This is a genomic window from Aureibacillus halotolerans, assembly GCF_004363045.1.
In the GTDB taxonomy this organism is placed as follows: Bacteria; Bacillota; Bacilli; order Bacillales; family DSM-28697; genus Aureibacillus; species Aureibacillus halotolerans.
This window is the reverse complement of sequence record NZ_SNYJ01000007.1, coordinates 152,533-165,135: the sequence shown is the minus strand read 5'-3', so window position 1 is coordinate 165,135 and position 12,603 is coordinate 152,533. Positions and strand designations below refer to the sequence as shown.

At 42.1% G+C, this 12,603-nt stretch carries 13 protein-coding genes; 2 read left to right on the top strand and 11 right to left on the bottom strand.

Going from position 1 to position 12,603, the window contains the following annotated elements:
• Positions 1-11: 11 nt before the first annotated feature.
• On the top strand, positions 12-377 hold the full coding sequence (locus tag EV213_RS10335) for a DoxX family protein (RefSeq protein ID WP_133580457.1): 366 nt from the start codon (positions 12-14) through the stop codon (positions 375-377).
• Between the two features lie 267 nt (positions 378-644).
• On the opposite strand, the gene EV213_RS10330 is transcribed toward EV213_RS10335, so the two are convergent.
• From EV213_RS10330 to EV213_RS21205, 7 genes are all read right to left on the bottom strand, one after another.
• Positions 645-1,025 (bottom strand): VOC family protein, encoded by a 381-nt coding sequence (locus EV213_RS10330; RefSeq protein ID WP_133580456.1) that lies wholly within the window; start codon positions 1,023-1,025, stop codon positions 645-647.
• Positions 1,026-1,091: 66 nt separating this feature from the next.
• Entirely contained in the window at positions 1,092-2,336 is a 1,245-nt protein-coding gene (gene odhB / locus EV213_RS10325; RefSeq protein ID WP_133580455.1) for a 2-oxoglutarate dehydrogenase complex dihydrolipoyllysine-residue succinyltransferase, read from the bottom strand.
• A gap of 26 nt (positions 2,337-2,362) precedes the next feature.
• Positions 2,363-5,209: a 2-oxoglutarate dehydrogenase E1 component gene (locus EV213_RS10320; RefSeq protein WP_133580454.1), complete on the bottom strand. Its 2,847-nt coding sequence runs from the start codon at positions 5,207-5,209 to the stop codon at positions 2,363-2,365.
• Between the two features lie 780 nt (positions 5,210-5,989).
• Entirely contained in the window at positions 5,990-6,157 is a 168-nt protein-coding gene (locus EV213_RS20725) for a hypothetical protein (RefSeq protein ID WP_166639254.1), read from the bottom strand.
• A 48-nt stretch (positions 6,158-6,205) separates the two neighbouring features.
• The gene (locus EV213_RS10315; RefSeq protein WP_133580453.1) at positions 6,206-7,369 is read right to left on the bottom strand and encodes an AimR family lysis-lysogeny pheromone receptor; all 1,164 of its coding nucleotides are present in this window, start codon (positions 7,367-7,369) and stop codon (positions 6,206-6,208) included.
• Positions 7,370-7,478: 109 nt separating this feature from the next.
• On the bottom strand, positions 7,479-8,555 hold the full coding sequence (locus tag EV213_RS10310) for an undecaprenyldiphospho-muramoylpentapeptide beta-N-acetylglucosaminyltransferase (protein ID WP_133580452.1): 1,077 nt from the start codon (positions 8,553-8,555) through the stop codon (positions 7,479-7,481).
• A 33-nt stretch (positions 8,556-8,588) separates the two neighbouring features.
• Complete coding sequence (locus EV213_RS21205; protein ID WP_133580451.1) at positions 8,589-9,527, bottom strand: LacI family DNA-binding transcriptional regulator; 939 nt, start codon at positions 9,525-9,527, stop codon at positions 8,589-8,591.
• A gap of 193 nt (positions 9,528-9,720) precedes the next feature.
• Here EV213_RS21205 and EV213_RS10300 point away from each other — a divergent pair, with 193 nt between their 5' ends.
• Positions 9,721-9,963 carry a hypothetical protein gene (locus tag EV213_RS10300; RefSeq protein ID WP_133580450.1) on the top strand — a complete coding sequence of 81 codons (243 nt, stop codon included), beginning with the start codon at positions 9,721-9,723 and terminating at the stop codon, positions 9,961-9,963.
• A 574-nt stretch (positions 9,964-10,537) separates the two neighbouring features.
• Here the strand turns inward: EV213_RS10300 and EV213_RS10295 are convergent.
• The 4 genes from EV213_RS10295 to EV213_RS10280 form a co-directional block, all read right to left on the bottom strand.
• Positions 10,538-10,897, bottom strand: coding sequence for a DnaJ family domain-containing protein (locus EV213_RS10295; protein ID WP_133580449.1), 360 nt, complete (start codon positions 10,895-10,897; stop codon positions 10,538-10,540).
• A gap of 48 nt (positions 10,898-10,945) precedes the next feature.
• Complete coding sequence (bshB2, locus tag EV213_RS10290) at positions 10,946-11,626, bottom strand: bacillithiol biosynthesis deacetylase BshB2 (protein ID WP_133580448.1); 681 nt, start codon at positions 11,624-11,626, stop codon at positions 10,946-10,948.
• On the bottom strand, positions 11,619-11,993 hold the full coding sequence (locus EV213_RS10285) for a YojF family protein (protein ID WP_133580447.1): 375 nt from the start codon (positions 11,991-11,993) through the stop codon (positions 11,619-11,621). Before EV213_RS10285 ends, bshB2 begins: the two co-directional genes overlap by 8 nt.
• Before the next feature lie 296 nt (positions 11,994-12,289).
• Positions 12,290-12,538, bottom strand: a complete 249-nt coding sequence (locus tag EV213_RS10280; protein ID WP_133580446.1) for a type B 50S ribosomal protein L31 — start codon at positions 12,536-12,538, stop codon at positions 12,290-12,292.
• Positions 12,539-12,603: the final 65 nt, after the last annotated feature.

Genomic DNA, 12,603 nt, shown 5'->3' with positions numbered 1-12,603 from the left:
GGGGGATGGACATGTCTATCGTTGTAGTAATTCTTCAAAGCTTATTGGTGGTGTATTATCTTTTTTCGGGATTGGCCAAAGTATTTGGAGCCAAATACTGGATTGATATTTTTCAGCATCTTAAGCTCTCTTCACGTTTTCGGATAGTGACAGGAATTGTCCAATTGGCTGGGGCAATAGCCCTCTTTGCCGGCTATTGGCTAACGTGGTCGTTGGTTATTGGTTGTATTTGGCTTGGTGTGACGATGGTGGTTGCATGTTCTGTGCATATCCGTGTGCGTGATTCGTTGGGCAAAACAATGCCAGCCCTCGTGTTTACCATAATAATTGTTTCATTATTGTGTATGCAAGCAGTCACTATGCCAAGTCTTTTTTAAACTTGAGCCGCAGCGTGCATAAGGGAGACGCGACTTTGCAAACCCTAATTGTCATCTGGTCAAGGCATTCCAGCATTTGAGTTAAGCTTCGCGGAAAATCGAGACGCAATGCTGCTGTGTTGGTTGTGTTTCGTTTTTTCCTCACTCTCCCAGTGATGAGGTTGTATCTTCTTGTTCCTCCCCTACGTTTTCAACGTCTATGGACGAACCAATGCCACTTTTGTTTACTCCCCCAGCATACTCCCTGAACGATGACCTTGCAGAATATTAGGACGAAAACATCCACACATGACCAAAAGGATCCTTTATTTTGCAAATTTTTTTCTCGCCGAAGCCAGCTTCAGGAGCTCGTAAAGTCTCAGCTCCATACTCAAGAGAACGCTGGTAAAAAACGTCCACATCGCCAACCTCCACATACAAAATTACTGATGTGCCTTGTAATGTTGCAGGGCTTTGATTGTGCTCAGGGAATTCATCAGCAATCATTATTTTTGCCTCATTAACGGCAAGTTCCGCATGCTGAATGGTTCCATCTTCGCTTTGCATGATCGTCAATTCTTCAGCTTGAAAGGCACGCTTGTAGAAAATGATTGCCTTATGTGCGCCACGGATCGCAAGCATTGGGATCACAGCATTTGTATCTTTCATCAGTTCATCCCTTTCTCCTCAGTATGCAAAAAGGGACGCCTCGAAAAGGCGTCCCAAAATGATGTATTATCCTTCAAGCAAAAGCTGCTCAGGATCTTCAAGAAGATTTTTAATCGTCACTAGGAAGCGAACAGCTGTGCTTCCATCAACAATACGGTGATCGTAGCTTAATGCGACATACATCATTGGTCGTACTTCTACTGTGTCGTCTTTATCGACAACAACAGGGCGACGTTGAATCGTGTGCATGCCAAGAATCCCTACTTGGGGAGCATTTATAATTGGTGTCGAAAGCAATGAACCAAAGACACCACCGTTTGTGATTGTGAACGACCCACCTTGTAAATCCTTGAGCTGCAAAGAATTTTCCTTTGCCTTGCTTGCTAAAGTTGTAATTTCACGCTCAATTTGTGCAAAGCTTAAACGATCGGCATCACGGACAACCGGTACGACAAGACCCTCATCTGCAGACACGGCAACGCCTACATCGTAATAATGTTTTTTCAGGATTTCCTTGCCTTGAATCTCTGCGTTCAATAGCGGGAATTGCTTTAATGCGGCAACGACGGCTTTTGTAAAGAAGGACATGAAGCCTAGACGTACATCATGCTTGTCCTGAAAAGCGTCCTTGCGACGTTTGCGCAAATCCATAACCGCTGACATGTCAATTTCATTAAACGTTGTCAGCATCGCTGCATTATGCTGTGCTTCAACCAAATGATTAGCAATCGTTTGGCGACGACGCGACATTTGGATACGCTCTACCGGTTTCTGCGGATCGGCACTCGGTGCTGGCTTGCTTTCCGCTTTTGGCACTGGAGCTTCCTGTTGCTTCGGTGCAGCCGCATGACGTTCCACATCCTCCGTTCTTACACGCCCTAGAGGATCCCGCGCAGAAATGTCATTTAAATCAATGCCGAGCTCACGTGCTTTTTTACGAGCTGCTGGCGAAGCGACTGGACGCTCTGAAGAACTAGCCTCTGGTGCTTCTTTCGTGGAGGATGTTGATTCCTCTTTCTTTGGCTCTTCTGCTTTTGGAGCATCTTCCTTTTCAGGTGCTGATGCGCTTTCGCCACTACCTTCTCCAAGGCGAGCAATGACTTCCCCTACTTCAACCGTATCGCCTGGTTGCTTTAATTGTTCCTGTAAAACACCACTTTGTTCACTGTTTACTTCGATATTTACTTTATCCGTTTCAAGCTCAAGGACAGGTTCACCTTGTTCTACATGATCGCCAACCTGTTTAAGCCACTGAGCAATGGTTCCTTCTGTGATGGATTCTGCAAGTTCTGGTACTTTTATCTCGGACATTGTCCGTCTCCTCCTTCGTTCGTTTCCTAGTCTATTTGCAATGCCGTAGTGATGATATACTCTTGCTGTCTTCTATGCACATCAGGTTCACCGGTCGCTGTACTAGATCGTTCTTTACGGCCTACATAGGAGACGTTAACGTTCTCAGGAGCTACCTGGCGCAACTTCGATTCAATAAAGGTCCATGCTCCCATATTTTTCGGCTCTTCTTGAACCCAAACGATTTCTTCAAGGTTCTCAAAGCTGCTCAAGAACTCCAGTACTTCTTCTCTAGGGAACGGATACAGCTGCTCCACGCGAAGAATTTGAATGTGTTCAAGCGCAGACGCTTCGGTTTCTTCCACACGAGCACTTAAATCGACAGCCACTTTTCCACTGGCCATGATGACACGAGTTACTTTTTCTGGAGCCCCATCAAGGAGAGGTTCTGGGAAAACTGTGAAGAACCTACCATCCGTGAAGTTTTCTCGCGGTGAAGCAACTCTCGGATTACGCAAAAGACTTTTTGGCGACATCATAATTAATGGACGAACTTCTTCCATCGGCAATATTTTCGCCTGTCTCCGGAGAATATGAAAATATTGTGCTGCAGTCGTGACATTCGCAACGGTCCAGTTGTTTTCGGCAGACAGCTGCAAGTAGCGCTCTAAACGTGCACTTGAATGCTCTGGCCCTTGTCCTTCATACCCATGAGGCAGAAGCATGACCAATCCTGATTTCTGACCCCATTTAGCGCGTCCTGCCGCTAAGAATTGATCAAAAATAACTTGGGCCACGTTGGCGAAATCGCCAAACTGTGCCTCCCAAATAACTAATGTTTCTGGTGCTTGGATCGTGTACCCATACTCGAAACCTAACACAGCCGACTCTGAGAGTGCTGAGTTGTATATATCAAAAGTTGCTTTTGCTTCTGGGAATACATGCATTGGAGAAAACTTTTCCCCAGTCTCTGAATCATGAAGCACAACATGACGATGTGCGAATGTTCCTCGTTGACTGTCCTGGCCCGTCATACGAATTGGACAGCCATCACGCAAGATTGATGCAAAGGCAAGCGATTCCGCATGCGCCCAATCCAATTTTTGACCATCCTCAAGAGCCGTTTCACGACGCTTAAGAATCCGTTCGAGCTTTGGATAAACGTTAAATCCTTCAGGCCATTTGAGCAAATCGCTATTCAAATTTTGCAAGACATCAGCAGGAACTGTCGTATCAATTTTCGGGAGACGTTCTTCAGTCAGCTTCTTAGGTGCTTCCTTCTCCTCGACCTCACCTTCCTGTTGCGATACCTCATCATACAATTTTTGAAGCTTTGTTTGCCATTCCTGCTCCATTTTATCAACGTCATCTTCGGAAACGATACCTTCCTCATGAAGCTTTTTGCTGTAAAGTTTGGCAACGGTATCATGATCATTGATCAGCTTGTAAAGCTTTGGCTGTGTCGCCGCTGGATCATCCATTTCGTTATGGCCAAAGCGGCGATAGCCGACAAGGTCAATCAAAAAGTCTTTTTGGAACTTTTGGCGATACAAGTAAGCTAGGTTAACTGCAGCCATACATGCATCTGGATCATCAGCGTTGACATGAACGATCGGAATTTCGTATCCTTTCGCAACGTCACTTGCATATTTTGTAGACCGCGCATCACGACGCTCGGTTGTAAAGCCAATCAAGTTATTGGCAATGATGTGAATCGTACCGCCTGTTTGGTACGCAGGCAATCTACTTAAATTTAATGTTTCAGCCACAATGCCTTCTCCAGGGAATGCTGCGTCCCCGTGAATTAAGATCGCAATTGCCTTTTTTACATCTGTTTTGGAGTAACCAGCCGTTGACCGATCATCTTGTGCAGCTCGCGTGAGCCCTTCAACTACAGGGTCAACATATTCTAAATGAGAAGGATTGTTTGTCAAAGACACACGCGTCCGATGCGCTTCGTCTTTGATTTCACGATTGGCACCTAAGTGATATTTCACATCACCTGTCCAGCCTTCGCTTATTGTTGATGAGCCTTCCGAAGGTGTGAGTTCCTTGTTTGGCGCATGATGAAATTCGGCAAGGATCATTTCATATGGTTTGCCTAACACGTGTGCAAGCACATTTAAACGCCCGCGATGAGCCATCCCAAGCACAATATCTTCCACATCGTCGTCATTTCCACGTTTCACTAAATCATCAAGCATCGGAACGAGCGCATCGATCCCCTCGATTGAGAAACGTTTTTGACCAACAAATGTTTTATGAAGAAACTTCTCAAACCCTTCCACCTGAAATAGGCGACGAAGCAATGACCGTTTGTCATCATCCGAATAAACAGTGTATTCCGCTTCAGTCTCCACCATTTGGATGAGCCATTGACGCTCTTCCTCAACATGTACATGTGTAAACTCAAACGTTAGTTTTTTAGAGTAAATTTCACGTAATCGTGTGAATGCTTCAAACCCATCTTGAATGGACTCAGGTGCATTTGACCAAATCACCTTCGCTGGAATTGCTCGTAAATCCTGCTCACTTAACCCAAAATCGCTAGGTGTAAGTGCGTGCTTTTCCGCTTTAATTCGAGATTTTTGATCATAAAATGGATACACCTGTGCAGATAGATGACCATAGGCTCGGATATTCCCAACGAGCTTTGTGGCCGCTACAATTTTCTCAGGATCAAACGAAAACGCTCCTTTTGCAGCTGTGATGTTTGCCTCTTGAACAGAATCAACAGGCGGCGCACCCCATTGGTCAAACTGCTTACGTAGGTCTGGATCCACCAATTCAGGATCAGAGACATAGATGTCAAACTGCTCCTGCAAGTACCCTAAATTGGGACCACTAAGGTCACCCCAAGGTTCAGTGCTGTAATCTCTTTCAGCTTTCGACATGTTTCAATAATACCCCCACAACTAGTGATGTACAGCGTATTTTTCAAATGGCCTGCGATTAAATTAATAATGTTTCATGTAAGGGCTTTTTTTATTGTGCATTAACAAAAAGCCAGCTTGCATTTTAGAACAACTCCATTGTAGCACGTTCACAAAAAAAGATGCACCGTTAAAACGTCGATTTTCCCTTTTTTGTGTGAAATTCTTCTACAAAGTTACCCAACAAACTCCTATTGACTTGTATTATTTACAAGAACTAAGGGTCATTTGTCCGACAAACAGAAGATTCACGGATATTCTATCACAATTTTCGGCACTTGGTAGGTGGAATTTTAGAAGTAGTGAGTAATTAGCGAGGATATTTGATGATTTTCACCTACTATAAAAGAGGATGTGTGGGAGATGTGATTAATGATTAATTAATACTTTAGTTTTTTAGGTGGCAACAAATTGGCATACAGTAGCTTTCACCCGAGTAATTAGAGGTAATATTGACTCAATGCGCTCTTAAAGTGTTTCTTTGCTGGGGAAACTTGCGGATCTCACTTAGCTCGCTGTATTCAAAGGGGGTTCACTAGTAGCTGATTTTAAAATAGAACATAATAATTAAATTCATATTGATTCTCATTCTATAAAAATCTGGATACGAAATACAAAATTAAACATAATAATCTCTTGATTTGTTTTAGAAAGGATCGATACACATAAAAAAGCTTGTAGAGATAAACCATTAGGATGGCTTTTCTACAAGCTGGAGCAGTAATAGTAAGAATTTCTGCTTTACACTTCTAAACCTGGATCGTACATTGTCTGCATGTTGTTGTTAGAATTATTAATAGGTTCTAGTTTTTCAGGTGTAAAATCGTAATTTCCGTTTTGAGAAAAAATAAGTAAACCCAAAACCAAGGCAGATACAAGATGTTTGCGATGTTTGCTAAGTTGTTTCATAAAATTACCCCTCTCCAAAAAATAAAGTTTATAGTTATTATATACTAATTAACTACTTAATACTCTAATAAGTGTGTTACTTACTCCACTTTTTTCTAATTCATGTATGGGAAATTTCTTAAAATATTTCTCTCCAGCATAATTAAAGTGAAGTATGGATTCATAAAAATAATCCAATTGTTGAGTTGCAAGACCTCTATAATAGTTATGAAATCCTTTTTGACTATCGTTTAATAATAGTGAATCAATACTATCTAATACACCTAACCCTTTATCCGGATTATCATTACGAATATAATAAAAGGCAATCTCATGAATGTCAGATATATGGTCACTTTGATCGTTTAAAAATATTGGAGGTTTACCCCAAAAGTTATTTAAAAAGTTGTGGCTTCGATAAGCATCGTTTGGCGTTATATCGTCATAAATTTCTATGGATTCGATAGCTGTTTCGAAATTTAATTTTGCATTTTCGTAATCATCGAACAAAAAGCTATTACCAATAAAAACATGAAACATGTACTTCATGTAAGGTTCATCAGTATTCTTTAAGGCTTCGACTCCAATCTGTTTGCCATCATCAGTTAAACCAATCGCCACATATCCAGCTGTTTCTAACAATGACATTCTAGCTTTAAATAGATAACGAATGTATTGGTTTTCAACTTGGTCAATAAGTCTCTTGGTTATAATTGATAATTGTAAATAGAAATCGATCATTCGAAGGTTAAAGTAGAATGAAGATTGTAGTACATTTGCAAAAGCTTTAACTATTGAACTAGGAGATTCATTGTATTCATATAGAAGTTCAATTCCTTTTAATTCATTCATTTGTTTTTGTTTCACTTTTAGTGCGATTGAACTTAATTCTGCAAGTTCTTTATCATAGCCACTTTTCGAAATGAGTAAGACTAAGCTTTTTTCAAGTGTTTTAAAGTTTGTAATAAAAGAATAGATTAAACCAATGGACATCGATTCCTTCTCAGGATCCAAATTCAAGCAATAATCCTCCATAAGCTCGCGCTCTCTCTCAGGGAATAGGGTCCGGATGATTTTCAATAGGGCGTGAAAGTCTTCTAACTCGTCTTTCGGGTCCTCGACAAAGCGGAGCAATTCCTCTTCATTCTTTGATTGAAGAAGAGGTGTGAGACGGTGTATGGTTTCAGGAGATTCCTGTATTTTGTTTTGGATTGCGGTCTTTAATAGCCTCACTCAACTGTCCTCCTTTACATCTATATACTAAAATTCTCTTCTTTTCGCCAATATCCTCTTTTTTCAACCAAAAGTAGGATGTTAAATAGTTCTTTTAAATCCTCTTATCCTATTTTTCCTTGCGGCTAATAATATCTTTAAAAATCGCCACAACTTGAGTACCATCTGTATACGCATCTGCTGATTTCATGCGTTCTTGGATATCTTCTCGTTTCGTATAAAGTTCATTGATCTGAGCGTGAAGTGTGTCTGAATTCAACTCCTCCTCCTGGACAACAGATGCGAAGCCTTGTTTTTCAAATGAAGCGGCATTTTCAACCTGATCACCACGGCTCACACGAGGAGAAAGAGGTACGAGAAGCATCGGGATACGGAGCGCTAGAAATTCGTTAATTGCATTCGATCCAGCTCTAGAAACGACGACATCTGTGCAAGCGAGCAAGTCGCTAAGCTCAGATGATACATAGTCAAAAGCCTTATAACCGTATTGTTGAACGTTAGGATCTATTTTCCCTTTTCCGCAAATATGTATGACATGGAATGTGCTCAGCAGCACATCGAGCTCAGTCCGAATGGTATCATTAATTTTTTGCGCCCCCATACTCCCCCCCATGACAAGCAGGACGGGTTTGGACGATGAGAAATCACACAACGTACGGCCTTTTGCCGCATTTCCTTTGAATAAATCAGGACGAACGATGGCGCCAGTGTGAATTGCCTTGCCTTCTGGAAGTAGGCTGGCTGTTTCCGGAAAGGTTACGCAGATTTTCTCGCAAAAACGCAGGACAATTTTATTTGCCAACCCTGGTGATCGGTCTGATTCATGTAAAACGCATGGGATGCCAAGGGTTTTAGCTGCAATTACCACTGGTACTGACACAAATCCACCTTTTGAGAATACTAGACTAGGCTTCAGTTTTTTTAAGGCTTTTCGTGCTTCAGTAATCCCCTTCAACACTCGAAACGGGTCCTTCAGATTGTTCAAGTCCTTATATCTACGCAGCTTTCCTGTCGACACGCCAGTGTAGTCAATCTGTTGTTCTGCCATCATATCTTTTTCAATGCCATCCTTTGAACCAATATAGGCAACAGAATAGCCTTCCTTTTGAAGCTGTGGAATCAGGGCGAGATGCGGCGTCACGTGGCCAGCGCTCCCTCCGCCCGTCAATACGATCGTTTTAGACAAACAGGCACTTCCTTTTTACTAAAATTTTATTTTTTAGTCAAACTCTTTCCATGAAGCGTACCAGTGAATTTTCGGGGTCAATATAATCTTTCGCTGGAATTCATCGGTTTCGTCCGATGTGAACAGATTCTTGACGAGAAGCTCCCCTGCCAATCGGTAAGGCATTTCTTGTACAGTTAGGGAAGGCAACATAAATCGCGCATTAGCATCTCCGTGCAAACAAGCGACCTTCGTTTCATGCCCCGGCTGTACACCCTTATCAAAGAATGCGCGTAAACCACCTAATGCTAAGAGCTGATTGCCATATATTATTCTTTCCGGTCGCTGTGCAGCACTTAACAGCCTCATCGTTGTTTGATAACTCTCGGCGGCATCATCACGAGGGCATTGAATGACCTCTTTAATCCGCCCTTTCGCCTCAAGATCTCTTACACTGTCGCGCACGCGCGAGCTAGTCATTGACGAGAATACAACTGTAGAAGGCATCTCCGGTGTGCACCATTGTCTTAAAGCATAGGATTCATCAATTTGAACAGAATGTGTGATTGTACGAGTGTTTTTAGTAAATTTTTCCGAATTATCTTTTTGGGCATCTTCTATTTCAATCGCACGCTCTAAATAAATCGTAAAAACATCGTTTGTATCGTAAGGAAAGTTTCCTGGCGCGTGATGTATTGTTTTTACTAAAAATCCTTCTGATATACAATATAACTCAATTCCTCGCATCGTTTCTTTAAGCGATGTGCTTTCAAGATATGTAAAGGGCACATAAACAGTAATTGTCACTGGTGATTGATTCATTTCAGAAGGAGTAGGTGCTTTCTTGCGCTGATACCCTAGAGAATCCGCAACACGAAAAATCGTATCTCTAGTTTTCGATGTCACTTGCAAGCTGGTGTCTCCTTTCAGAACACGAGAAACAGTTGAAATGGATACCCCAGCCTCGGCGGCAATTTCTTTAAGTGTAGCCACGGTATCACCTCTTTTTTAGTAAAAATATATTTTTTAGTAAAATACACGTGCGGGCCATTCGTATAGCCCGTCTCTTTGCGGTGTTTTTTACAAATGAATTAAACGACTAACGCAAGGGTTCACTCTACCTAACCTCTTGAATATCATAACATTAAAAGTCATCGTTAAGCTCGTAATTTTAGGAGGCATCGTTATGGATCATCCGATGAAAAATTTAGAGAAAATGCTTTCTGCACGTGCAGGCAAAACCGAAAAATGGCTTGAACAATTGGCGGACGAGGTTGAAAACAAAGATGATCTTTTTACACAGTTTGCTGATAAAGCGTCAAATGAAATCGGAGTTCATGCCAGTGATTTTTTTCAGCGCAGGCATAGCCACCAGTTAGACGGCTTAGAGCACGTGCTTGAAAGCATCCGTTCAACAAAAACAAAATGACCTCTAGAAAAGCAATGCTCTTCTAAAAAGTCCTGCAAAAGCTTTGCTTCTGACGAAAATCACTTCGTACATGGAAGTTGAATCCTTGGTATGAAAAAAGCAGGCCATCCTTTTTCAGAGGCTGGTCTGCCGTAATACATGCAGATTGTGTTCTTTACTAAATCATATACAAATCCGAAGACCATCTATTTCGCAGGATGGTCTTCGGAGACCCAGGTAATTCTGCATTAAACGATGCGCTTAATTATCTCGTTTGTTGAAGCAACACTGCACAACTCTCTTTTTCAATTTCCCCATTATACGAGAACGAGATATATTAAAAAATTCAACGCAAAAACAAAACATTAGCGTTGTCAAAATACGTAGACTCCTGCGGCAAAGAAAACACGACGAGGTCTTCTCGAGTCGATGTTGCACTTGTAACCTTAGGGTGAAAGCGAAGTATTTTGACGTAGCGGTCAATGCCTAACTAACTAGAACAAAAAATTAGAACAGACTACTTGAAGTATTTCCTAGCATTTTTACTCGGGAGAAAACGAACTTCACAAACTCGCAGCATACCCGTCACTTTGCATTAAAAGAAACGCTGACGAATCTTGTGTTTGTATGCTGCCATAGACGGTGAATTCAATTTTCGTCTTGTCATGATCGTTTCAAACTGAATTTCTTTCTCAGAAATTGTTTTCTGCAGGTCTGTTCTGTTCTCTTCCTTGACGCAACAATCCAACAGATCCCTAAGATGCAAAATCTCTTTTCGAAGCTCCATTTCAGGCGGCAGAAACCCAGCGTTTTTCAACACCTTATGTGACAGCTTCAGGTCACCGGGGACGTTAACATCTTTCGGTTTAGGCAAAGGCTTTCCTTTGCCTGGAAGATCGTTAAACGCCCCTTCTTCCATCGCTTTGCGAATTCTCTCTTCAATGAGCCGATCCATCGCATCACCCCACCAAAAATAAGTTTACATAACATACGTTTCGTTATCTTATTCACTAAGATCAAATTGCTCTGCATCAACAACCCAGAATCTTTCGGTTGCAAAAAACGACAACGCTTCTGGGTCGTTATTCGACAGCTGAAGCTCTACCCCTTTAAGCATATTTTCTGTTTGTGAGCGATGTGCTTTCAATGCAGCCAATTTTGTATCCATAAATTCAGTCACATTTAACACGACATCTGCTTCGCCGATATGGTCTTCATGATTTCTTGAAAACGCATGGGCGATCACCGTAGGTCGACCTACCTTTGGCAGTTTTTGGACCGCACGAATCGTCGCGGCACCTAACGCGTTATGATCTGGATGAACCGCATAGTTTGGATAATGTGTTAAAATCTTTGTCGGCTGTTCTTCTTTTATCACTTTTAGAAGCATGTCAGAAAGCGTCTCAATGCTCTCAAATTCAATCGTTTTATCATGCAAGCCCAACTTACGTAGCTTCTGAATGCCTAACGCTTCACATGCTTCTTTTAATTCAACCTCACGAACGAGCGGGAGGCTTTCTCGTGTTGCGAAGATCGGCGACCCCATGTTTCTGCCCATTTCACCAAGCGTTCCACAGGCATATGTAACCTCTCCACCTTCTTTAATATGCTTGGCAATAATGCCAGCACAACCAAAGGATTCATCATCAGGATGCGGAAACACGACGAGTAGTTTTTCAGTCATTTGCATCCACTCCTTTGTTCTGGTCTCCGAAAGGCTGACGGCTCAGTTGCAATGCCACGGCCAAACGACCTTCTGCATTCAGACCTGCGATAAGCAGCTGAGTTGGCGTTTTTTCAAAGTGTGTCAATCCTTCTGCATACAGCCAACCTTCAGGAAGTTTTATGCCAATGCGATAAGGACCGTCGCCTTTAATCGTCGCTCGTTCAACTTGTATACGTCCGTTACGCAAAAAGACACCCGCACTTAAAAAACCTTCGTTATGATGGGCGGCATAAGCACCATTTGTCGTTTCTAGATGAACATATACAGTGTCGTTGACAAAAGCTTGTAATTGGTTTTGTAACTCTTTTGTATCAATTTGTTTCATGCGCTTAAACCTTCTTTCCTTCGTCAGTTCTACTCACTATCATACGAATTCCTTTCATGCATTGCAATTGTTGCGCTCTGCATGTAAAAAAGCTGCTCTCGTAATGAGAGCAGCTTTCTAAGTATTGAAAAATCAGGCTGAATGAAAACGCTTGGCTATCGAGGCGCGAAGACTTGGGAGGCGCGGAGTTGCCACAAGGGCAATGAGCACTGGACAAGTCAAAGCAACGAAGAAAGCGAGCGTTTGTCATCAGACTGAAGCTGCTCTCGTAATGAGAGCAGCCCTTGATCTGTCATTTATTTCTTCATATTGTACTTTTTCATAAATTGCTCAGCACGTCCACCAGCATCAGCAAATTTCTGCTTGCCTGTGTAGAACGGGTGCGTTGCTGAACTAATCTCAACTTTAATCACAGGGTACGTGTTACCGTCTTCCCATTCGACTGTTTCGTCTGAAAAACGAGTTGAGCCGCTCAAAAATTTAGAGCCGTCGTTCGTATCCAAAAAAACCACTTTACGATATTCAGGATGCGTTTCTTGTTTCATTTCTTTCACCTCCAACACATACATAAGCATCAATGTTTCCAATAGCCAATTATAGAGGCTAGCCT

Coding starts and splice junctions, on each gene's coding strand:
- EV213_RS10335 (WP_133580457.1), top strand. CDS start 12: ATGTCTATCGTTGTAGTAATTCTTCAAAGCTTATTGGTGGTGTATTAT.
- EV213_RS10330 (WP_133580456.1), bottom strand. CDS start 1,025: ATGAAAGATACAAATGCTGTGATCCCAATGCTTGCGATCCGTGGCGCA.
- odhB (WP_133580455.1), bottom strand. CDS start 2,336: ATGTCCGAGATAAAAGTACCAGAACTTGCAGAATCCATCACAGAAGGA.
- EV213_RS10320 (WP_133580454.1), bottom strand. CDS start 5,209: ATGTCGAAAGCTGAAAGAGATTACAGCACTGAACCTTGGGGTGACCTT.
- EV213_RS20725 (WP_166639254.1), bottom strand. CDS start 6,157: ATGAAACAACTTAGCAAACATCGCAAACATCTTGTATCTGCCTTGGTT.
- EV213_RS10300 (WP_133580450.1), top strand. CDS start 9,721: ATGGATCATCCGATGAAAAATTTAGAGAAAATGCTTTCTGCACGTGCA.
- EV213_RS10295 (WP_133580449.1), bottom strand. CDS start 10,897: ATGGATCGGCTCATTGAAGAGAGAATTCGCAAAGCGATGGAAGAAGGG.
- bshB2 (WP_133580448.1), bottom strand. CDS start 11,626: ATGACTGAAAAACTACTCGTCGTGTTTCCGCATCCTGATGATGAATCC.
- EV213_RS10285 (WP_133580447.1), bottom strand. CDS start 11,993: ATGAAACAAATTGATACAAAAGAGTTACAAAACCAATTACAAGCTTTT.
- EV213_RS10280 (WP_133580446.1), bottom strand. CDS start 12,538: ATGAAACAAGAAACGCATCCTGAATATCGTAAAGTGGTTTTTTTGGAT.